This window comes from Acinetobacter sp. AOR18_HL (genome assembly GCF_027855145.1).
GTDB classification, from domain to species: Bacteria; Pseudomonadota; Gammaproteobacteria; order Pseudomonadales; family Moraxellaceae; genus Acinetobacter; species Acinetobacter pittii.
In genome coordinates, this window is sequence record NZ_JAKTIG010000080.1 from 36,537 (window position 1) to 59,591 (window position 23,055).

The window sequence follows — 23,055 nt, forward strand, 5'->3', positions numbered from 1 at the left end:
TTATTTTGTTTGCTTTAATAATGCTTTATAAGGAGCAACGAAGCAAATTGATAAAATAAGTTGTATAAGTAGTTTTAGAATATAAATAGGTACAATGTAGAAAGGTAAAGTCTCCAGCGCTGTTATACAGGTTGGCATAATCCGATTATAATAACGACGACGAATAGCTAAAGAAGCATTTTTTCTTAATTCTTTTGATAGACATCTTTGGTTAATTTGATAAGCCTTATTCGCTTCTGGATGTTGATGGGAATAGGCTTTTAAAAACTGTGACATGCTTTGGCGGAACAAAATGACTTGACGTCTAACTTCAAAATGATCTTTTTTCTTTTTTGCCTGCGCAATAACGCTTGTATTATGATAACGAAAATAGTTTAAACATTCATGAGTAAAAAAAATATCGCCTTGTGTTACGATCTTTGCCCAAATTTCCCAATCGCCAATGAAGCGTAAGCTCGGGTTAGCCCCTCCCACATCAAAGTAAGTTTGTTTTTTGAAAATAACCCCACTCGCATTAGGAATAGTATTTTGAGTATTTAAAAATTTTTCTATATATTCAAGCCCTTTCATTTCAAAGTTGTTTTCGAAAAGTTTTGGGTCTACTTGATCTGTAAAATCTTTCCAAGAACCAGTTATTTCTCCTTTAGCGTTCATTCGATATGATTGGCTATACGCCAGTACTAAATTGTGGTTTTTCTCAAACTGTGGTACTAATTTTTCTAAAAAACGAGGATCTGCTATATCATCGGATTCAGCAATCCAGATCAGCTCTCCTTTCGCTAAATGCATCCCTTTGTTCCATTGGTAGAAGGTGGAGCCTGAATTTTTTTCATTGATAATGCAATGAGAAACTTTAGGATGTTTTCGGTATTTTTCTAAAATTTTAGCGCTATGATCTGGTGACAAATCATCTAAAAGGATTAATTCAAATTGTGAATAGCTTTGATTAAGAATACTATTAATTCTTTCTTCTAAATATTGAGCATGATTATAACTTGGGACAATGATACTAACAAACACTGAGTAGAACCTATAACATGAATACTGGTAACGATACTCTTAAAGCAATAGGTCAACAATCGTATCTATCCTATTTTTATAGGTATGATCTCGTTGAACCTTGTCCATTGCTAGTAAGGGATTAATAGAATTTTCTTTGAGTTTGCTTTGCAGTTCGGAAGGGTCTGAAAAAGTTATAATTTCATTTTCTATGCTGAATGCAAATTCAAGATCTTTTACATATTCACTGACTAAAATGCAACCGCAAGCAGGTGCTTCAAAACAACGCATATTCATGCCTTGTCGTATATTTACTTTATTAATGAGGTTAAGAACATACTTATGTTTACGGTAAAGTTCAGCGACATTGGGTAGACTAATATTATGTGGATGAATAATACTGTCATTTTTTACAAGATTATTCCAGCCTTTACCATAAATAGTAATTGGGAGCGGAATTCGTTCAATTAGTTCTTGTCTGTCAGGAGACCAAGCTCCTACAAATAAAAGTCTGTCATTTTTTTGTTCATCCTTCGGAAAAAAGATTTCAGGATTGTAAGCTAGTGGAAGGTAGATTGAATGATCTAATCCTATATCTTTAGCATCTTTAATAAAACTGAAGTCGGTAAAGCAGTATAAGTCAATAATTTCTTTTGTTTTTTTTAGCCTTGAATCAAAAAAATCTCCGATCCAATGAGCTTTTTTGCATGGAAAGTCAGCTAAAACTTCTAGTAGATAATCATTAAAATAAAAGAGATCGGCAATCAATATTAGATCGGGCTGAAATGTTTGTAACTTTTTCTTTAGTAAATTAGCTGTATATATATCTTTATTTGGTAAAATTTTCTTAAGAAATCGTTCACAGGTATTATTGTGATTTAAAGCAAAGCCTTGAATCACATAATTAGGGTGTCGGTGAGAAGTGGCAAGAATATTTTCGAACCATTGCAATATACCCCCACGTTTACCAAGAATGAGTAATTTCTTTTGCATTACTCTTTGTCCGCATTTCCTTTTAAAACCATATAAATCAATGCAACAAAAATGAGCAATGCACCAACCAAGCTACTTACACAGAAAAATAAAATACGTTGATTTGTAGTCATGTTAAATAATTCATTTGCAAGAATATAGCGCATGAAAAACCATTGTGCGAGGGAGAATACAATCACGACTAAAGCATGTCGACGTACATCAGGGCGCATAGCCATAAAGCTGACCTCTTAATTAAAAGCAGCCTATTATGCCACTGACGTGCTTTTTCGCAAAGCATAGCTTATGAAAATTGAATGTTTGTTTAATACTGTCTAATAAGAAACCCTGCATAAGCAGGGTTTCTTATTGAGAAAATCTAAAAATTATTTAGATTCTTCAGTTTTTGGCTTTTCACGTAGGCGGATACCCAAGTCACGAAGCTGGTTTGCTTCAACAGGAGCAGGTGCTTGAGTAAGTGGACATTCAGCAGTCTTAGTTTTCGGGAACGCAATAACGTCACGAATTGAAGTCGCGCCAGTCATAAGCATAACTAAACGGTCAAGACCAAATGCCAAACCACCGTGAGGAGGAGCACCATAACGAAGCGCGTTAAGTAAGAAGCTGAATTTCTCTTCTGCTTCTTCATCAGAAATACCAAGCGCTTCAAAAATCGCTTTTTGCATTTCTAATGTGTAAATACGAAGTGAACCACCGCCAACTTCAGTACCATTCAATACCATGTCGTAAGCAACAGAAAGTGCTTCACCTGGATTGCTCTTCACGTCTTCTACGCTAGATTTAGGTAGTGTGAATGGGTGGTGAACAGAAGTCCATTTACCATCGTCAGTTTCTTCAAACATTGGGAAGTCAACAACCCAAAGTGGAGCCCACTCACAAGTTGAAAGATTCAAATCGTGACCAATCTTGACACGAAGCGCACCCATTGCGTCATTTACAACTTTAGCTTTATCAGCACCGAAGAATACGATATCGCCATCTTGTGCGCCAACACGTTCCAACAGTTCAAGTACAATCGGTTCAATGAATTTCACGATTGGAGATTGAAGACCTTCAATTCCTTTAGCGAGTTCATTAACTTTAATGTACGCTAAACCTTTAGCACCATAGATGCCAACGAATTTGGTGTATTCATCGATTGCACTACGTGGCAATGAAGCTGCACCAGGAACACGTAAAGCAACAATACGACCTTTAGGATCTTTTGCAGGGCCAGCAAATACTTTGAACTCTACTTCTTGCATTAAGTCTGCAACGTCAACGAGTTTCAACGGAATACGCAAATCTGGTTTGTCAGATGCATAGTCACGCATTGCTTCGCTATATGGCATACGGCGGAATTTTTCAAATTTTACGCCAAGCAAGTCGTTAAATAATTTAACAGTCATGCCTTCCATCAAATCCATGATTTCATCGTCGTTTAAGAACGATGTTTCAATGTCGATTTGAGTGAATTCTGGCTGACGGTCAGCACGTAAGTCTTCATCACGGAAACATTTCGCGATTTGGTAGTAACGATCAATACCACCCACCATCAATAATTGTTTAAACAATTGCGGTGATTGTGGAAGTGCGTAGAAGCTACCATTTTGTACACGACTTGGTACTAAATAGTCACGCGCGCCTTCAGGAGTTGCACGAGTTAAAATCGGAGTTTCAACGTCTAAGAAACCGTGATCGTCTAAATAATTACGGATCAAGTTAGTTACTTTAGAACGGAAACGTAAGCGATCTAACATTTCTGGACGACGGATGTCCAAGAAACGATATTTTAAACGGTGTTCTTCTGACACGTTAATCGTGTCATCATTTAACGGGAATGGCGGAGTTTCAGAAGCAGCAAGAACTTCGATTTCTTTGCCTAAAACTTCGATTTGACCACTCACCATATTTTGGTTTTCAGTACCTTCATAACGGCGACGAACACGACCTGTAATTTTTAATACATATTCAGAACGTGCTTTATCTGCTGTTGCAAATGCTTCTGGAGTATCTGGGTCAATAACCACTTGAACGAGACCATCACGGTCACGCATATCAAGGAAAATAACACCGCCATGGTCACGGCGACGATGTACCCAACCGCATAGTGTAACGGTCTGGTCGATTTGGGCTTCAGTTAAAGAGCCACAGTAATGAGTTCGCATCATGATGAAGATTATCCAAACTATATTGGCTGAAAGGACGGATGCGTAAACCGCGCACCGTCAAAAAAGTAAGTTTTCGATTATGCCTTGTTGGATGGTTTGTCACAAGAACTAGATCAAAAAACCGCAGAAATTAACCTGAAAATGAGCAATTTGGCAGCGATTTTAGTTATTCATCCCATTCTTTGTTGTCGATCTAAAATCAAGAATAGTAAGCATCCTAAGCTAAAAGTACTTAACCAACCTTGCATAAATTCATTAATGGAGCGGCCCGTGAAATAATAGGTATCGGCATGCCAAACTTCATGAGGAATGTAGCGGGCATAATCCCAAAAAGAAAATAGGCCTAACACTGTAGATAAAAACAACAGACACCATGCAAAAATTTTAATTTTTTTACTTACTTTCCAGTGTTGTTTATAGCGCTGATAATAGTGAACACACATCCAAACAATAAAAGGTAAGGCAAGAGCAGAGGAGCCTAACTGCAAAAGACGATGTAAGGGATAGGGGTGTCCTAAAAGGTGAATATTTGTTGCTAATACATCTTTAAATACAAAAGTCCGAAAGTCTGAGTGTGTTAGACCATCCCATATTAAATGTGTTGCAATTCCTAAAGTAAGTGCGAGTAATGTTCCAACCAAAAATAAAAAAATACGTTTTAAAGAGTTGAGGCCAAGATCATGCTGAATGCCGAAAAAACGGTAAATTACAGGTCGATATAGAAAGTACCAAATAGCACAAAAAATGAAGCCTAAGGCAAGGTTGGGATAAATCAGGCCTTTCCATTGATGTGTCAACATACCTGATTGCATTGTAAATAAGCGGTAAAGATCGGGTGTCATACTTCCAATTGCTAGAGCTGCAACTGGTAAAGTATTTCGGCTAAGCTTTGAAAGAGGAGGAGCTATAACGGCATGAGAGATTGTAAAAGGCATTATAAAACAGAGATTACTCACATCATTTAATTGCCCAGTCTAACGAATCAGCCGATTGGAAATGTTTTTTATTGCAAAAAGACTGAAATGTTATAATATAACAAAACAAAAGGCGTAGCGATCAGAGAATCACCTCATGTTGTTCTATAAAAATATTTTGACCTTATCCATTTTAGCTGTCATATCGGTACCTTCGTTTGCAGCAGAAAGTGAAAATGTTGAAAAGCTAGAAACCATTCGAATTAAGGCTCATCCACTTGAGCAAACTTCACAAGATTTTGCTGTGGCAGATACTGTTGTTGATCAAAAGCATCTGTCGCAAGGCGCTGCTACCATTGGGGATGCACTCAGTAGTGAAGTCGGAATTTACGCGAATCAGTTTGGGGCTGGTTCGAGTCGTCCAGTCATCCGTGGACAAGATGGGCCACGCGTTAAAGTACTGCAAAATTCATCAGAAAATATTGATGTCTCGACCTTGTCTCCTGACCACGCTGTCACTGTAGATCCTGTGCTTGCGAAACAAGTCGAAGTAATTCGCGGCCCTTCAACTTTACTGTTTGGTGCGGGGACTGTCGGTGGTTTAGTCAACGTCATTGATAACAAGATCCCTACGCAAATGCCTGAAAATGGTTATGAAGGACAAGTTGGCTTACGTTACAACACTGGAAGTGATGAAAAACTGGTGAGCGCTGGCGTAACTGTTGGCTTGGGCAGCCAAGTTGCTTTACGTGTTGAGGGGTTAACTCGTGATGCGAATAATTATATTGCTCCCAATTATATTCATGAAGGTGAAAAAGAGCGCCGTGTAGACAATACTTTTGCGCAGGGTGACTCGGTTAATGTTGGTCTATCTTGGATTTATGACCGTGGTTATACGGGTATTTCTTATAGCAACCGTCGTGATCAATATGGCTTACCGGGGCATAGCCATGAATACGAAAGTTGTAGCGCTCATCTAGGTGGAAGACCGCATTTGCATTGTGGAGACCATGAACATGAAGAGGGTGAAGAAGGTCACGATCATGAGCATGAAGAACATGAACACGAACATGGCGGCCCATGGATTGATTTAAAATCTGAGCGTTACGATTTTAAAACCGAGTTAAATGATCCATTTGCAGGCTTCCAAAAGTTACGTGCGCAAGCAAGCTATACTGACTATCAGCATGATGAAATTGAAGAGGGAACAATTGCGACCCGATTCCAAAACAAAGGCTATGATGGTCGTATTGAGTTAGTACATAACCCGATTGCAAGTTGGGAAGGCGTAATTGGCGCACAGTTAGGTCAACAGAAATTAGATTTAACTGGCGAAGAAGCATTTATGGCTCCGACCACTACCAAAAAGTGGAGCGTATTTGCTTTAGAACATAAACAATGGAAAGACGTACATTTTGAGCTTTCTGCCCGTGCAGATCAGCAAGAAATTGATGTAGACGACAACTCTAAACAGGATTTTGATGGTTCGGCATTCTCTTACGCAGGTGCTGCGAATTGGGAGTTTGCACCGAACTATAAACTTTCTTTTGTCGCTTCACATCAAGAGCGTTTGCCTTTAGCTCAAGAGTTATATGCAAATGGTGGACATTTTGCGACGAATACTTATGAGTTAGGAAATGATCAACTCAGTAAGGAAAAATCGAATAATGTTGAGTTAGGTTTGCATTTTGATAATGACAAACTTGATTATCATCTTCATGTGTACCATAACTGGTTTGATGACTACATCTATGCGCAAACCCTTGACCGTTATAAAGACTTCCGTTTAGTTCAATACACTCAAGATAAAGCACGCTTCTATGGTGCAGAGGGTGAAATTGGTTATCAAATTACCCCAATGTACAAGATCAGTGCTTTTGGTGATTATGTGCGCGGTAAAATTGATGCAGAAGGTAATGCTCCACGTATTCCAGCAGGACGTTTAGGTACTAAAGTCGATGCAGATTTTGGTGATGGTTTTAGTGGTTCTGCCGAGTACTACCATGTCTTTAACCAAGATAAGATTGCAGCTTACGAGACCGAAACTGAAGGCTACAACATGCTTAATCTTGGCATAGCATACTCTGGACAATATGGTGCAAAAACTGATTACCGTGTTTATATGAAAGCAAATAACTTGTTAGATGACACGGTTTATCAACATGCTTCATTCTTATCAAATATTCCACAAGTTGGACGTAATTTTACTGTAGGTGTTGATTTTAGTTTCTAAGGTTTTAACACGAAACTAAACTTGAAAAATCAATCCAAAAGGCCTAATTTGAAAGCATCAAGTTAGGTCTTTTTTATGCGTATTTTTCAACGAATTCATCAAAAAATAAATTGGTCAGGGCGTCGTTATATGGCGGTATTACTTTGCGTTGTTGCTATTGCATATCTTGCATCAGCGATTTACCACACAGTAAAACCATTACCACAAGGGATTAACTTTAGTGGCAAGCTTAGACATGCCGATGTCAAATTTTTAGCTGATAAAACCTATCTAGATACGAAAGGACACCAGCAGGTTGACCAGCATATTTTTGATGAAATTTTGAAAATGATTGATGAGGCAAAAACCACGATTGTGGTGGATATGTTCTTGTTTAATTCAGAAGTGGGTGACTCAAAACTCAAGCAAAGACCATTAATGCAAGAGCTAACCGATGCATTAGTAAGTAAGAAAAGACAGAACCGCCAAATTCAGATCGTTATGATTACCGACCCGATTAACTCGGTATACGGTGGTATCAGCCCTGAACACTACCGTCAGTTACGTCAGGCAGGTGTTGATGTGATTGAAACGAATTTAGTCCCTTTGCGTGCTTCTAACCCGTTTTGGTCTGGCTTCTGGTACATCTGCTGTCAAAATATTGGCAATAACCCTGAAATGGGCTGGTTACCGAATCCATTCGGTGATGAAAAAATTACACTGCGCAGCTATCTAAACTTATTTAATTTTAAGGCCAATCACCGTAAGACTGTTGTGGTCGATACCGATGCTGGTTGGAAGTCATTGGTGACCTCAGCAAATCCACATGATGGCAGCTCTAGACATTCTAATGTCGCGTTAGTTGTAACCGGGGCGACAGCTGCTGATGTTCTCCAAACTGAAGCTGCCGTTGCACAAATATCAGGCAGTAGCTCTCCATCGCTCATTTTAGGTGACTTTGAAAAAGACGTTAGCAAGCCTCAAGTGCAGGTGTTAACTGAAGGCGCAATTTATCAATCTGTATTGAAATTGATTAATTCAGCGAAGCCGAAAGAGCATCTTGATTTAAGTATGTTCTATTTGTCTGAACGTAAGATTATTAAAGCTCTAAAAAGTGCTCAAGAACGAGGTGTTATTGTTCGTGTTTTACTCGATCCAAATAAAGATGCATTTGGTCGACAAAAGAATGGTATTCCAAACCGTCAGGTGGCTTCAGAGTTGCATGCTGTCGGTATTCCAATCCGTTGGTGTGATACTCATGGCGAGCAGAACCATAGCAAAATGATTTTGAAATATAACACCCAACAAGCTGAGTTGATTGTAGGATCTGCCAACTTTACGGCCCGTAATTTAAAAAATTATAACCTTGAAACGGATATGTTGGTCATTGGCAAAGTTCAAGATCAAGTTTTTAAAGATGCGCAAGATTACTTCAATACCTCGTGGTCAAACCTAAAAGATAAACAGATGAGCGTGGACTATGCGAAGTATGCAGATGAGTCTAAAGTGAAGTATTGGATTTACCGTTTTATGGAATGGTCAGGGTTATCGACTTTTTAATCACTATCTTTGGAGTTTCCTAAAAAATGGCTGTGCCTAGAGTCATCCACAACCTGCCCAAAATCTGCGATTAAATTGTTTTTGCAATAAAATTAGATAAACGAAAACAGTGAACAGGTTTTGTGGATGACAAATGCTTTTGGTTACTTTGGGCGAAACCAAAGTAACGAATTAGCTACTACAAGTGGAACTTAAAGCGGTAAGACCCCGTCGTGCTAATTAAAAATAGAGAGTAAAACTTTGAATATTTTAAGGCGCTGGCGGAATCAATTGATCCAACGCTTTATCATCAAGTTTTTCGATTTCACTCAAATCCGTCTTAATTTTCCACTGTGACTCGTCGTCAACAGGATTTGGCAAACGCGCTTCAAGCCAATCACAGACCACATCGGGAGAAAATTCAGGATGGTTACATTGAATAATCCATGATAAAAAATCTTTGGCTTCACCATTCATGTAAGGTGGCGGTGAAACAGGGAAGAATAATGTGGGTAGGCGTTCATTTGTCGATAGATAATTTAAAACATGACCTAATTCTTGAACTGTTTGCCATGCAAGTGCATGCTCTACGTCAATACTGAACTTAAACCACCAAGCATGTTCGCCATCTGCTCCATGAGCCATAATACGGGCTTCTTGTACACTTGGAACTTTGCAAAAAAATTGATGAAGACGCTCAAAACTGATTTCAGACACAGCAATTGACCTAGTTTGAAAAATGCTAATGGTAGCACAGATACAGATTCTTCATATTTTCTTTATAGTCATTACAAAGTTTAGCAATCAAAGCGGTTTTATTCATGGTTTCTCCTTGAGTCTCTTTTAATCTAGCTTCATATCAAGATTAAAAGGAAATAGGCCATGAAAAAGCCAATCGTTCTTGTACTTTCGACATTAATGTTAGGTATATCAGCTACCGCGATGGCCGATTCTGGACACCGTTGGAACAATGACCATGGTAAAAACTATGATCGATATGAGCATCGTGATGACCGTCGTCATGATTATCGTAATGATCACCGCGCTCCACAGTGGTCAAATGCTGATCGTGGTAAGCATTATGGTAACTATGTTGCTTTTAAACGTGGTGAACGTATTCCTACCCAATATCGCCATAGCCGTTATTATGTTTCGGACTGGAGAGCGCACCGTTTATACGCGCCACCACGTGGATACCACTGGGTTAAAACACCTAATCAATACTTATTAGTAGACTCAAGACACAACATTTACCGAGTTCGTTAAACGTAAAAATAAAAAGGCCTCAATATTGAGGCCTTTTTCTATGCTAATTCGTCATCTTGCGGTTGAGGGGTTTTCAAATTATTAGAAGTTTTTGCATGTTTCTCTTTCATCACTGATGGGTAGTGCCATGAAGCAAATCGGACGACTAAAATAGATAAAGCTAAAATCAAAATTGAGCCCGTAATAATGACTTGATCAATATCCGCTTTGTGGTCATGTTGAATATCTGAAATGAGTAGACGGGTTAAGGCTGTAATCGCGACATAAATAAGAAAACGTACAGGCATATGGTTGGTTTTAAAGTAAATTCCAACCATTGCTCCAAGCTCTAAGTAAATAAATAATAATAAAATATCATCAATTGAAGCATACTTTTTGACGGTCAGAATTTCAAAAACCGTATTGGCTGCCGACCATGCCACCATACACCCGATAATGAATAAGGCTAAATAATGGAAGGCTTCTACGGCGTAATGTCCGAAACGGTCGAGTATTCGTTCGTATTTTTTAGGATCAGGCATAATAAGATCTTTTGTTTACTTCGTAATGTTTAGAAATTAAACAAATTTTGTGCCAATGGAAATAGTAAATACAAAATAAAAACGCCTGATTATTCAGGCGTTTTTATGAAGATTTAATTCAACTCAGGTAGTAAGGTGATATCCACTATAAATACAAAGTCTATTTCAAGTTTTTATATTGTTGAATGACATCTTCAAATGCAATATGACCTAAAAAGTTGCTTATACTCTTTGTTGACTGTTCTTGTTCAATTGCATGTGCAAATTTAACTGCTGCCTCATTCTGTAATTGTTCATAAAGTCGTTTGCAGTTTGGAAATTGATCAATATCAATAACATTATGATATTTCAACCATCGTGCGATACCTGCGTAGTATCCGTCCACAAAAGACAATTGATCGCCCATTAACCAAGTTTGATTTATCAGGCTATTCTCTAAAGCTGTAAATGCTCTTTTAACTTGGGCTGCTCCATATTCACGTAATGCTTGTTTATTACTTTCTGAGGACGAGTGTTCAAGGCTATACCAGAGTGGGCTAAATGCATTGAATAAAGTCGTATTCAAAAAAGCTAGTTTCTGATTAAACATATTAAATTGTTCTGTTCCTTGTTCATAATGAAAAGCCGCATTCAGGCTTTTTGCCATGACATGGTTCAAGATAGCTATGCTTTCCGTTAAAACTTTACCATTATCGTAGAGCAGTGCAGGCGTTTCACCGACTGGATTAATTTGGCGGTATTCCTCGGTGTTGCATTGAGCTGGCATCTCGATTCTACAGAGTTGATATGGTAAACCTGACCATTCCAATGCAACTATTGAACCAAATGAACATCCAGAAGGTACGCCATAAAATAAAGTGAAAGTTGACATGATGATTACTCTTTTTTGATGTGTAAAATCATCATAAGTCGACAGAAAAGTTTCTAGTAGTCAGGTATTATGAAACTTATTGTCTACATATATGGACATTGAAGAATGCTACTTAGACAAAACTTGAATGATGTTTATCTCTTTGTTGTTGCTGTAGAGCATCAAGGATTTTCTGCCGCAGCTAAACAGCTCAATTTACCTAAATCAACTATTAGTAAGCGTGTTGCAATATTAGAAAATAAGCTGGGCTTAACGTTAATTCATCGTAGTTCACGTAGTTTTGTCTTAAGCGAATCAGGAAAACTGTTTTATCAACATGCCAAAAATGCAGTAGATGAGTTTCGTTACGCAGAAGAAAATTTATTAATACAACAACAAGAGCCAAGTGGTGTAGTCAGGCTCAGTGCTTCTGTACCCATTGCTCAGTATCTTCTATCTGATTGTTTGCCTGAACTTGCAGAACGTTATCCTAAGCTGTTATTACAAGTAGAGGTAACTGATCGTTACGTTGATGTTATGAGTGAAAACTTTGATATTGTGATCCGTAGTCATTTTCAACCATTGCCGGATTCTGGATTAATTCAACGTGTGCTTAAAAATGATAAAATCATTGCTGTTGTAGCGCCTACCTACTTAATGAAATCGGCTCCTATACATACACCAGAAGATTTGCTTAAACACGAAGGCTTATGGCCTGAATTGCAAATGAATCCATGGCATTTTCAAAATATAAATGGTCAGAAAGAGATAGTACGTCCAAACATCCGCTTTGTAGCAAATGAGTCGGAGATCTTAAAGGGGGCTGCAAAAAGGGGATTGGGTATTACGCTTTTACCTGAAACTTTTTGTATGAATGAACTATCTGAGGGTAGCTTAATTCATGTTTTGCCAGACTGGTCTGCTGGTAGCGTAACGACAAGTTTATTGATGTTGACAAGACGAGGGCTTTTACCCAGTGTCAATATTACTGCTGACTTCTTGGTCGAGAAATTAAAAACTTAAAAGCTATCTATCTTTTATGATTAGAAATAAAAAAACGCCTGATTATTCAGGCGTTTTTTATAAAGAGCTTAATTAAGCTTGATTTGTAAAGTAATCTTCACTAAAGCCCATAATTAAGTCAGAACCAGCTTTGATTTTAGCAATACGCGCATCAATATCCGGCAAGATACGTTCAACAAAGTACTGAGCCAAAGCAAGTTTGTTCTGATAGAAATCACCAGACTTATCTTTAGCAGCGGCAGCAATTTTTGCAAACATATATGAGAAGCTGAGTAAACCAACCGCATGTAAATAATCAACCGCAGCTGAGTTCGGGAACTCTACATTTTCAGCAGCTTGCTCAATAATAAACTGAGTGATTGCTTCAATTTCAGTTGCAGCATCTAAAGTTGCATCTTTAATGAAGTTCAAGTCAGTGTCTAGGTCATTTGCAAAGTCACGGATTTCAGTGATGTATTCAGCAATGAAAGCGCCGCCACACTTAATGGTTTTACGACCAATTAAATCTTGAGACTGAACGCCGTTGGTTCCTTCGTAGATTTGAGCAATACGAAGGTCACGAATACATTGTTCCATACCCCATTCACGGATGTAACCGTGACCACCAAAAACCATTTGAGCATCTAAAGTTGCTTGGAATGCGGTATCTGTGAGGTAAGCTTTTGCAATTGGAGTTAAAAGCGCAACACGGTCATTGGCTTTTTTCACTGCTGCTGCATCAGTTGAGAATTTAGTAATATCGAGTTGTTGACCTACATAGACAGCAAATGCACGAGATGCTTCATTATTGGCACGTACATTTAACAACATACGACGTACATCACCATGCACTAAAATGCTGTCAGCAGGTTTGTTTGGTGATTGAACACCAGCTGCACTACGACCTTGTAAACGGTCAGTCGCGTATTGAGCAGCATTTTGATAAGCAAATTCAGATGCACCTAAACCTTGAATACCCATTGATAAACGTTCGTAGTTCATCATAACGAACATTGCAGCAAGGCCTTCGTTTTCTTTACCAACGAGGTAACCTTTAGCTCCATCAAAGTTCATCACACAAGTTGCAGATGCCTTGATACCCATTTTATGTTCAATAGAACCTGGACCAACATGGTTACGGTCGCCTAAAGAACCATCTTCATTTACAAGGTATTTCGGTACGATAAATAACGAGATACCACGTGAACCAGCAGGGGCATCTGGAGTTTTAGCAAGTACCAAGTGAATGATGTTTTCTGCTAAATCGTTGTCACCGCCAGTAATGAAAATTTTAGTACCTGTAATGTTATAAGTACCGTCTTCATTACGTTCTGCTTTAGTTTTGATAATCCCTAAGTCAGTACCTGCATGTGGCTCGGTTAAGCACATGGTACCTGACCATTCACCTGAATAAATCTTAGGTAAATAAGTTTCTTTTTGTTCTTGAGATGCGTAGCTGCTTAAAGCCATACCAGCACCTACTGAAAGAAGCGGGTAAAGCATGAAAGATGGGTTAGTCGCAAATAACATTTCATCAGAAAGAACGGTGAGCATTTTTGGCATGCCTTGACCGCCCCATTCCTCATCGGCACCTAAGCCAATCCAACCACCTTCTGCATATTGACGAAATGCATCTTTAAAACCAGCTGGTGTGAATACTTCGCCGTTTTCATAGCGAGCACCTTCTTCATCACCAGTACGGTTTAATGGATGAGTCACGTTCTGAGCAAATTTAGCCATTTCTTCTAAAATTGCTTCAGCTATTGCAGCATCTACATGAGCGAGTTTCTCATTAGACTGCCAAAATTGTTCTGCTTTAAATACATCATTTAAGATGAATTTCATATCAGCTAAAGGAGCATTGTAAATTGGCATAATCGTTCACCTTTTTTGTGCACATTGGCCTGTGCTAGATATCCTGTAAAACGAAATGGATATGGAATTTAAAGTGTAAATTTATCATTGATTTTATAAAAAAAGGACCGTCAAAACTGAGCAGTCCTTTTTTGTTTTTTAACATTGCATATCGCAACTAACTATGGTTAGAAAGCGAAATGTTCAGCGTCTAATGACATTAATGGATCTAGACCACCAGCGATCACATCTACGTGAGAACGTACACGTGGCAAGATTTTCTTGAAGTAGAAACGAGCAGTAGTTACTTTCGCATTGTAGAAGTCAACATCGGTTGTACCTTCTGCTAATTTCTCTTGTGCTACAAGCGCCATACGAGCCCATAGGTAAGCTAAAGTGATATAACCTGCGAAGTATAGGTAATCTACAGCAGCAGCACCGACTTCATCTGGGTTTTGCATCGCACGCATACCGATTTGCATAGTAAGATCGCCCCATTCTTTGTTAAGCGCCGCAAGCGGTTCAACAAATTCTTTTATAGCAGCGTTGTCTTTGTTTGCTTCTACGAATTTATGGATGATCTTAGTGAAGTCACGTAGCATTGCACCTTGAGTTTGCAATACTTTACGACCTAACAAATCAAGTGCTTGAATTTCAGTTGTACCTTCGTATAAGCAAGCAATACGTGTATCACGTACGATTTGCTCCATGCCATGCTCAGAAATAAAGCCATGACCACCGAAGACTTGTACACCGTGCTTAGCAGATTCAGAACCTGTTTCAGTTAAGAATGCTTTTGCAATTGGAGTCAATAAAGACAAGATGTTGTCAGCAAACTTACGCTCTTCTTCAGTTTCGCCCTTTTCAACGATATCTGCGTATTGAGCAAGTAAGTAAACAAGAGCACGACCACCTTCAGCAAACGCTTTTTGAGTTAAAAGCATGTTACGAACAGCAGGGTGAACGATAATAGGGTCTGCTTCTTTTTCTGGAGCTTTAGGACCAGAAAGTGAACGCATTGCTAAACGTTCTTTCGCGTAAGTCAACGCACCTTGGAAAGATGATTCAGACGCTGCTAAACCTTGAACAGCAGTACCAATACGTGCTGTGTTCATGAAGGTGAACATACAGTTCAAACCACGGTTTTCAGGTCCAATCAAGTAACCTTTAGCTTGGTCAAAGTTAATGACACAAGTCGCGTTACCATGAATACCCATTTTGTGTTCGATAGAACCACAACGTACCGCATTACGTTCGCCAATAGATCCATCTGCATTTACATTGAATTTAGGAACGATGAATAATGAGATACCTTTAGTACCTTTTGGTGCACCAGGTAGGCGAGCAAGAACGATATGGATGATGTTCTCAGCCATGTCATGTTCACCAGCAGAGATAAAGATTTTCTCGCCAGAGATTGCATAGCTACCATCAGCATTTGGTTCTGCTTTAGAACGGATAATACCCAAGTCTGAACCTGCGTGAGACTCAGTTAAGCACATCGTACCCGTCCAAACACCTGAAACAAGGTTTGGTAAGTAAGTATTTTTTTGTTCATCAGAACCGTGATGCTCTAATGTACGTACAGCTCCGTGAGACAAACCTGGGTACATGCCCCATGCCCAGTTAGAGCTACCTACCATTTCAGAAATTGCGATACCTAAAGAGTTAGGTAATGCCTGACCACCGTATTGTTCTTCTGCTGATAAAGACGGAAAGCCAAGTTCAATATACTTTTGATAAGCTTCTTTAAAACCTGTTGGAGTGGTAACTACGCCATCATTCCAAGTACAACCTTCGCGGTCGCCAACTTGGTTTAAAGGAGAAAGCTCATTTTCACAGAAGTCCGCCGCAGCTTCTAAATATTGATCAACCAATTCACGGCTTACGTTACCTTGGAAATCAGGTAATTTTGCATAGTGTTCTTCAGCATTTAATAATTCATGCAAAACGAATTGCATATCACGTAAGGGCGCTTTGTATTGTGGCATATCGGGTTCCTCAATACTGGTGAAACCAGAGTTATAATCTTAATCTATGATAATGTGCCATGAGGCACCTTGGACTATTACATCGTGCAACAACTTGCATAACTGTACAAGCACCTCAGGACCTTTACTTTGTGACTGCAAAGTCAAGAAAAAAATGCTGAAACTATGTAAGTGCTTTGAGTGTAAATACTTTTGGTTATGTTTATATGATACAAATAGTCAAAATCGTAAACACTTATGTATAAACAAAAGGCGCCTATAGGCGCCTTTTGTTTTATGATTTTTAGAATTATTTTGCTTGAACTGGTGCAGGAGCAGGAGCGTTAACTGGTGGTTGAGGACGCTTTGGTTCAAAACGAAGGTTACAAGTACCTTCAAGTGTCTTATCTCCAACTTGAACATTTACTGTTTGTCCATTCGCTTTACCATCACATGCTTTTTGAATTTGTTCAAAGCGAGCTTGACGTTCTGCTCGATGCTGTTCCCATGCAGCTTTTTGTTCTGGAGTGAACTCACGGTGCTTCATACGGTGGTGACCCTCACGTGGGCCATCTTGCATCATTCCATGCTCTGGTTTAGGTGGTTGAGTTGTCGATTGACACGCAGCCAAACTTCCCATTGTTACAATTGCCGCACTGAATAATGCAATTTTTGCCGTCATTTTCATATTTAAAGACCTTTAATGTTGTGTTTTCTGATGTCTTAAAGATTAGATAATAAAGATGTAGAAACAATGGAGAGTTTTTCTTTTCGTTGTTGGTTACAATGCAAAATATAGGGTAAAAATGAGAGAGTGCTTTTGAACGTTCTACGTGTTCCCATTGCATTACGGTTATTTTTGACAGTCTTGCTCACCACATTGCTTATTGCGACTGCAAGCTTGAGCGTTTTGCACTGGACAATGCAAAAGAACTTTGCCAAATATGTAGCTGACGTTGAAATGCAGAAACTAGACCGCCTCATTACCAATCTTGGCGATGTCTATACGGTGTACCATGATTGGGGGAATGCGATTCAGGCACAGATTTTACAAATCGAAGGAACCGCGGCTCCCGATGACTATGACCGTCTCTCGCAGTGGTGGCTCCGTCGCCAATATGACATTGCCATACAGCAGCATTCTTTTGATGAACACGCGCTCATCAATATTTCGCCTCAAGTTGCGCCGACAAATAAAAATACTATTTTTAGTGATGAGGAATTAAGAGCACTCGAGCAAAATTTACCTTCACAGTATCAACCCTTTGAAGGATTACGTTTCCCTTTAAGCGCAAATCAGTTTCGCCCAAGTGATGATAAAAATAAATCAAAGAAGGGAAGCTTAAAAGATATTGAAACCCAAAATGGGAAGAAGCGTTTTATCGCTTTGCCAGACCGTTTAGGGTTGAGTTCGCGTTTATCTCTATATGACGCGCAGCACCAGTTTGTAGTAGGTGAACCGCCTTCTTCAGATCAAATGTCATTTCGCCCAATTATTTTAAATAATAAAGTCGTGGGATATTTAGGTTTAAAGCCTGTTTTAGATAAAGAAGACGCTTTGAGTATTAATTTCTTTAGTAATCAAAAGCGTTATTTACTCTTAATCTATGCTTTAACCTTACTATCAAGTTTAGTTGCAGCACTGTTAATGGCGACTTATTTTAAAAAGCCAATTCAGCGTTTATTAAATGCAACCAATGAATTAACCAAAGGAAATTATCAACACCAAGTAGTTATTAAGCGAAATGATGAGTTAGGTGATTTATCAACTCAATTGAACCATTTGGCAGAGATTTTACATCAGCATGAAGAGTCACGACGTCAATGGGTGGCAGATACGTCCCATGAATTAAAAACGCCTTTGGCTGTATTGCAAGCACAAATTGAAGCCATGCAAGACGGGATTCGAAAAGCCACACCTGAACATTTAGATGCAATGATGCGTCAGGTTTCAAGCTTGAAAAAATTGACCCAAGACCTTGCAGACTTGGCGCAGGCAGATGCTCAGCAGCTTAAGTGTTATTTGAGCTCTGTAAATCCATGGGAAGTGGTACTACAAGAAGTTGAAAACTTTAAACCCAAACTTGAGCAGGCTGGTCTCGAAATTCAAGTTGAAGGAACAAGTTCTCCGCTATTATTAGACCGTGACCGTTTTAAACAGATTATTGTTAATTTAATTAGTAATAGTATTCGTTACACAGAAACAGGTGGCAAAATTCATATTCATACAAGTCAGAATCCTCAAGAGTGGACTTTGTATGTCGATGATAGTCCTTATGGTTTAAGTGATGAGCAGTTATCCCGTTTAGGTGAACGTTTCTATCGCGTAGATGATTCGCGTACGCGTAGTACAGGTGGAACAGGGCTGGGTTTAGCTTTGTCTTGTAAGATTGCGCAGGCGCTTGGTGGTACACTCAGTTTTGAACATTCACCATTAGGTGGTTTACGTTGTGTACTTACTTTTAAAAAGCAGAGTTAAATATAAAAGGAAAAATATCTCATGAAACATGTGATGTTGGTTGAAGATGAAGTCGAATTGGCGCATTTGGTGCGTGATTATCTTGAAGCTGCCGGTTTTGAAGTAAGTATGTTTCATGATGGTCAAGATGCCTATGCGAGTTTCCAGCAACGTAAACCAAATTTGATGATTCTGGACTTAATGGTTCCACGAATGGATGGTTTAACGATTTGCCGTAAAGTTCGTGAACAATCAGATTTACCGATTATTATGGTCACTGCCCGTACCGAAGAAATTGACAGAGTATTAGGTCTTAACATGGGCGCTGATGATTACGTATGTAAACCATTTAGTCCCAAAGAGTTAGTTGCTCGTGTACAAGCTGTTTTACGTCGTTTAGAGCGTAAGGCAGAGCCTGAGCAAAATGATTCTTTCAGAATTGATAAAGCACAACAAAGAATTTGGTATCAACAAAAATCATTGAGCTTAACGCCAACCGAATTTCGCTTACTTGAGCTATTTTTAGAGCATGTAGGGCAAGTATATTCACGTGCACAATTATTAGATCATATTAATCCAGATAGTTTTGACGTTGCCGACCGTGTAATTGACAGCCATATCAAAAACTTGCGCCGAAAAATTAGTGAAGCGGCTGAAACTGGTAACCGTCATGAATGGATTCAAGCCGTTTATGGTGTAGGTTATCGCTTCGAATATCCTGAAGAGTAAGTCTTCATAAAAGTTATTCTGTGGATAACCACAATGTTATCCACAGAAAATGTGGATAGTTTTAAAGATTTTATGGATAAATTATAATCTTGGTATGATTGGGTACTAATTGCCAAATCTCATCTATATCTACATTTCTAACCGCGATACATCCTAACGTCCAATCCTTATGGGGCATATAAGTCGAGCTAAAAGGTATCGAGAGTAATGATTTCGGAACAGATCCATGAATCATGATATCTCCTCCTGTTGGTTGATTATGTTGCTTGGCATAAGCAATATCTTTCGCATCGGGATAGGAAATATGCAAAGATTTATAGTAAGCACTTTGTGAGTTTCGCCAATCTATAGAATAAATCCCTTCAGGTGTTCTACCATCATTTTCAAAGTGTTTATGTCCATTGGGATTAAAGCCGAGACGAATCGGATATTGCCGAATCACGCCCTGATTACTCTTGAGCAGAAGTAGGCGTTGGTTTTTAAACACTTCAATTGAGGTAACTGGCTTGGTCTTTATGAGTTCTAATATTTCTTCTTTTGAGAGCGCTTGATGGCTTGACGTAAAAGTCGGTAAATATCTTTCATAATTATAAAAAGCGATTCCCAGTGGAATGATAAGAAGTGTGCAAATAATGAACGGTCTAATTTTCATATATTATTTTTTATACTCAATGAACTCTCTTAAGTGTCTCAAATTAACTTAAGAGAGTTTTAGTTTTTTAATATTAAGATGAACAGCTCACTGCTACATCTGGAACATCACTTGGTAATGGCCCTAAGTCTTGTGGTTGCTCAAGCTCTGGTTGTTTTGTGTATGGGTGATTAAGTAGCTTAAATAAACGATCTACCTCACTAAAATCATCTCGTTCAGCTGCTTCAATAGCACGCTGCGCCATGTGATTACGTAAAATATAAACTGGATTTGCTTTTTGCATATTTGCATCAAGTTCATCAATATCTTGATGTTCACGAATGCTTTCATATTGGCTAAGAAACTCATCAAACTGTCGAATATCAAGACAATCATCTCGTAAAGCTTTGTATTCTTTATTTTGAAGACGAATAAAACTTTGAGTGTAATCGAGTTGTTCAGTTTGTAAGATTCTTAAAAATGCAAAACTACAATCAAGGCTGTCTTTATGGAAATGAGGAAGTCCCATTTTTTGACATAAACCTTGTCCATAGTGTTCTAAAAAGATTGGTTCAAATTGTTCTAAGCAACGTGCTAACTCTTCTTTAAACTTATCTTTTTGTTCAGGTTCAGCGAGAGGAATTAAGTTGTTTAGCCACGTCCATAAGTTCCAATGGCCTATACTCGGTTGATTTTGATAAGTATAACGACCTTGGTAGTCCGAGTGATTGTTGATCCAGTTCGGGCGGAAACGCTCCATAAAACCATATGGGCCAAAATCGAGTGTTGAACCTGTAATATTTAAGTTATCTGTATTCATCACGCCGTGAGCAAACCCAACCAATTGCCATTTCGCAATCATGATTGCAGTACGCTCAACCACCTTTTTAGCAAAGGATAAAATTGGATTTTCGGTTTCTAGACATTCTGGATAATGCCATTCAATACATTTTTGAGTGAATTCTGACAGCAACTCAGGCGCATATTGATTAATCCATTCAAAGTGCCCTAAACGAATATGGCATTCAGATGTTCTGAGTAGCATTGCACCTAACTCTAATTTTTCACGCTGTACGCCTTGAGTCGAGGTTGTGAAACCGACTGCATGACTAGATGCGACGCCTAAAGCATTTAGAGCATGTCCTGCTAAATATTCACGGACCACAGAACGTAATACTGCTCGTCCATCTCCCATTCTTGAATAAGGGGTAGGGCCTGCACCTTTGAGATGTAGGTCAATGGTTTGACCCTTTGTATTTAGTATTTGCGCAATCAGTAAGCCACGTCCATCGCCGAGTTGTCCTGCCCATTGTCCGAATTGGTGGCCAGCATAGACCATCGCAAGAGACGGAAATTCAGGGAATGTACGCTGTCCACTACAGATCTCAACCCATGTATTTTTATCGTCTTCTGACCATTGCAGTTCATCAGCCAAAGCACTGTTAAAATGTCCTGCTTTTGCACCACGTAAGGGTGATGGCTGCTGAACATGAAATAGTTTAGACGGAAGTGAAGGGTAGAGCGGATTAAACTGCATAGGATTAGCAAAATAGAGAGAGCAGATTTCACTATAACACAGTTAAAAAGCAGGCATAAAAATAGCTCCCGAAAGAGCTATTTTAGATCAGAATTTATTTTAGTCTGACACCACATTGGTATTCTTTTTAACACTACGCATAAGTGTTTCTAAGCATTCGCGGTGATGACTTAAACGGTGTTCAAGCAATTGGAAATCAACTTTAAGCTTATGATCCATTCTATGAATCTTTTCAGCCATTGCTGCTTTTTTAGCTTGTAACTCTTGTTCTTTAAGTTTTGCCCAATCATTTAATGTATGTGTAAATGCTTCGTACTCTTGTGCAATACGTTGCTTCATTTGAGTAATGTCTGCATTTACATCATGACCATAAATAGCGAGGTCTTGTTCAGCGTATTTAAATTTCATCGCCAGTTCTGCTTTTTTAATATTAAAGCTTGGGATGCGACGTAAATTTTTAGCTAAACCAATTTTAGAACATGACCAGATCAACCATTTTGTTGGGTCATACTGCCACCATTTCACACCATTACGATAGTCGTATTGGAAGATATGGTGATAGTTGTGGTAACCCTCGCCCCAAGTGGCAATGGCTAACCAGAAATTATCACGTGCTGAGTTTTCGTCTGTATAAGGACGTTTACCAAACATATGGCAAAGTGAGTTAATAAAGAAAGTTACTTGATGGCTAATGATTAAACGTACTAAACCACCCAAGAGTACTACACCCCATAGGTCGCCAGTCGCCCAACCGATTAAGCCTAAAATACTAACATGAACTGCAACTACCAGTAAACCGTAGTATTTATGTTGGAACATGACCAATTTATCGTTGAGTAGGTCTGGTGCATTTTTAAAATCTGGCTCAGATGGTGAGTGATCACGGATCATCCAACCCATATGGGCATACCAAAAACCACGCTCAATTGAATACGGATCTTCATCAACATTATCAACATGTCGATGGTGAGTACGGTGACCAGATGCCCAGAACAAAATACTATTTTGCACGGCAAATGTTCCACCGATCATTAAAAGAATTTTAAGCGGTAACGACGCTTCATAAGCTCGGTGAGCCCAAAGGCGATGGTAACCAGCAGTAATCCCCATACTACTTAGAGCTAAAAGAAAAAATAAGCTTACCCATGCGCTTACACTAAAATCATAATAATACGCATAAATCGGGATTATGATTGCGGCAAGAATTGGTAAACCAATTAAGGTAATGCTAGCGGTCCAGTTAATTGGGGCTTTGAGTGGGGCGGAAGTCATATCCGGCAGCGCTCCTAGAATCCTTGTGAAACAAGGTACAAAGACAAAACGACATAGCAAAACCAATCATCAAGATATATTGCTATTCTATCCTTCATATTAGCACGTGCTTAGTGAGAATCACTAGCATTATTGTACAGATGTATTGAAAGAACCGT

Annotated in this window: 20 protein-coding genes; 6 read left to right on the forward strand and 14 right to left on the reverse strand. The window is 38.9% G+C overall.

The features are described from left to right. The 5 genes from MKL51_RS18990 to MKL51_RS19010 all read right to left on the reverse strand — a co-directional run bounded on the left by MKL51_RS18990 (nucleotide 1) and on the right by MKL51_RS19010 (nucleotide 5,077). A complete protein-coding gene (locus MKL51_RS18990; protein ID WP_017482205.1) occupies nucleotides 1-1,020 on the reverse strand; it encodes a glycosyltransferase in 1,020 nt (339 codons plus the stop codon). 39 nt (nucleotides 1,021-1,059) lie between these two features. After that, the gene (locus MKL51_RS18995; RefSeq protein WP_002116205.1) at nucleotides 1,060-1,992 is read right to left on the reverse strand and encodes a CgeB family protein; all 933 of its coding nucleotides are present in this window, start codon (nucleotides 1,990-1,992) and stop codon (nucleotides 1,060-1,062) included. Continuing rightward, complete coding sequence (locus MKL51_RS19000) at nucleotides 1,992-2,210, reverse strand: hypothetical protein (protein WP_002116556.1); 219 nt, start codon at nucleotides 2,208-2,210, stop codon at nucleotides 1,992-1,994. Before MKL51_RS19000 ends, MKL51_RS18995 begins: the two co-directional genes overlap by 1 nt. Before the next feature lie 147 nt (nucleotides 2,211-2,357). Beyond that, nucleotides 2,358-4,142: an aspartate--tRNA ligase gene (gene aspS, locus MKL51_RS19005; RefSeq protein ID WP_002116046.1), complete on the reverse strand. Its 1,785-nt coding sequence runs from the start codon at nucleotides 4,140-4,142 to the stop codon at nucleotides 2,358-2,360. A 170-nt stretch (nucleotides 4,143-4,312) separates the two neighbouring features. Beyond that, on the reverse strand, nucleotides 4,313-5,077 hold the full coding sequence (locus MKL51_RS19010) for a DUF4184 family protein (protein WP_017482204.1): 765 nt from the start codon (nucleotides 5,075-5,077) through the stop codon (nucleotides 4,313-4,315). 136 nt (nucleotides 5,078-5,213) lie between these two features. Here MKL51_RS19010 and znuD point away from each other — a divergent pair, with 136 nt between their 5' ends. Both znuD and MKL51_RS19020 read left to right on the forward strand, forming a co-directional pair. Beyond that, entirely contained in the window at nucleotides 5,214-7,289 is a 2,076-nt protein-coding gene (gene znuD, locus MKL51_RS19015; RefSeq protein WP_017482203.1) for a zinc piracy TonB-dependent receptor ZnuD, read from the forward strand. A 75-nt stretch (nucleotides 7,290-7,364) separates the two neighbouring features. Further along, nucleotides 7,365-8,828 (forward strand): phospholipase D family protein, encoded by a 1,464-nt coding sequence (locus MKL51_RS19020; protein WP_017482202.1) that lies wholly within the window; start codon nucleotides 7,365-7,367, stop codon nucleotides 8,826-8,828. A 249-nt stretch (nucleotides 8,829-9,077) separates the two neighbouring features. Here the strand turns inward: MKL51_RS19020 and MKL51_RS19025 are convergent, their stop codons facing one another. Next, nucleotides 9,078-9,524: a hypothetical protein gene (locus MKL51_RS19025; protein WP_002116392.1), complete on the reverse strand. Its 447-nt coding sequence runs from the start codon at nucleotides 9,522-9,524 to the stop codon at nucleotides 9,078-9,080. 165 nt (nucleotides 9,525-9,689) lie between these two features. On the opposite strand from MKL51_RS19025, the gene MKL51_RS19030 reads away from it, so the two are divergent. Beyond that, nucleotides 9,690-10,073, forward strand: a complete 384-nt coding sequence (locus tag MKL51_RS19030) for an RcnB family protein (RefSeq protein ID WP_032006076.1) — start codon at nucleotides 9,690-9,692, stop codon at nucleotides 10,071-10,073. Between the two features lie 38 nt (nucleotides 10,074-10,111). Here MKL51_RS19030 and MKL51_RS19035 read toward each other — a convergent pair whose 3' ends face one another. Together MKL51_RS19035 and MKL51_RS19040 are read right to left on the reverse strand one after the other, a co-directional pair. Next, the gene (locus MKL51_RS19035; RefSeq protein ID WP_002116490.1) at nucleotides 10,112-10,594 is read right to left on the reverse strand and encodes a phosphate-starvation-inducible protein PsiE; all 483 of its coding nucleotides are present in this window, start codon (nucleotides 10,592-10,594) and stop codon (nucleotides 10,112-10,114) included. Nucleotides 10,595-10,754: 160 nt separating this feature from the next. Further along, nucleotides 10,755-11,465 (reverse strand): glutathione S-transferase family protein, encoded by a 711-nt coding sequence (locus tag MKL51_RS19040; RefSeq protein ID WP_032006075.1) that lies wholly within the window; start codon nucleotides 11,463-11,465, stop codon nucleotides 10,755-10,757. A gap of 123 nt (nucleotides 11,466-11,588) precedes the next feature. Between MKL51_RS19040 and MKL51_RS19045 the strand changes: the two genes are divergently transcribed. Then, nucleotides 11,589-12,467, forward strand: coding sequence for a LysR substrate-binding domain-containing protein (locus tag MKL51_RS19045; RefSeq protein ID WP_080973434.1), 879 nt, complete (start codon nucleotides 11,589-11,591; stop codon nucleotides 12,465-12,467). Between the two features lie 72 nt (nucleotides 12,468-12,539). Here MKL51_RS19045 and MKL51_RS19050 read toward each other — a convergent pair whose 3' ends face one another. From MKL51_RS19050 to MKL51_RS19060, 3 genes are all read right to left on the reverse strand, one after another. Beyond that, entirely contained in the window at nucleotides 12,540-14,321 is a 1,782-nt protein-coding gene (locus MKL51_RS19050; RefSeq protein WP_032006072.1) for an acyl-CoA dehydrogenase C-terminal domain-containing protein, read from the reverse strand. A 167-nt stretch (nucleotides 14,322-14,488) separates the two neighbouring features. Next, a complete protein-coding gene (locus tag MKL51_RS19055; RefSeq protein ID WP_032006071.1) occupies nucleotides 14,489-16,291 on the reverse strand; it encodes an acyl-CoA dehydrogenase C-terminal domain-containing protein in 1,803 nt (600 codons plus the stop codon). 289 nt (nucleotides 16,292-16,580) lie between these two features. Then, nucleotides 16,581-16,958, reverse strand: a complete 378-nt coding sequence (locus tag MKL51_RS19060) for a hypothetical protein (RefSeq protein WP_032006070.1) — start codon at nucleotides 16,956-16,958, stop codon at nucleotides 16,581-16,583. A 132-nt stretch (nucleotides 16,959-17,090) separates the two neighbouring features. Between MKL51_RS19060 and baeS the strand changes: the two genes are divergently transcribed. Together baeS and MKL51_RS19070 are read left to right on the forward strand one after the other, a co-directional pair. Further along, nucleotides 17,091-18,749: a sensor histidine kinase efflux regulator BaeS gene (gene baeS / locus MKL51_RS19065; RefSeq protein ID WP_032005542.1), complete on the forward strand. Its 1,659-nt coding sequence runs from the start codon at nucleotides 17,091-17,093 to the stop codon at nucleotides 18,747-18,749. Between the two features lie 21 nt (nucleotides 18,750-18,770). Further along, nucleotides 18,771-19,457, forward strand: a complete 687-nt coding sequence (locus tag MKL51_RS19070; protein ID WP_002116101.1) for a response regulator — start codon at nucleotides 18,771-18,773, stop codon at nucleotides 19,455-19,457. Between the two features lie 70 nt (nucleotides 19,458-19,527). Here the strand turns inward: MKL51_RS19070 and MKL51_RS19075 are convergent, their stop codons facing one another. From MKL51_RS19075 to MKL51_RS19085, 3 genes are all read right to left on the reverse strand, one after another. After that, nucleotides 19,528-20,109, reverse strand: coding sequence for a L,D-transpeptidase family protein (locus tag MKL51_RS19075; RefSeq protein WP_032006066.1), 582 nt, complete (start codon nucleotides 20,107-20,109; stop codon nucleotides 19,528-19,530). Nucleotides 20,110-20,182: 73 nt separating this feature from the next. Further along, entirely contained in the window at nucleotides 20,183-21,625 is a 1,443-nt protein-coding gene (locus MKL51_RS19080) for a protein adenylyltransferase SelO (RefSeq protein WP_032006065.1), read from the reverse strand. A 99-nt stretch (nucleotides 21,626-21,724) separates the two neighbouring features. Next, nucleotides 21,725-22,897: an acyl-CoA desaturase gene (locus MKL51_RS19085; protein ID WP_032006064.1), complete on the reverse strand. Its 1,173-nt coding sequence runs from the start codon at nucleotides 22,895-22,897 to the stop codon at nucleotides 21,725-21,727. Nucleotides 22,898-23,055 lie beyond the last annotated feature (158 nt).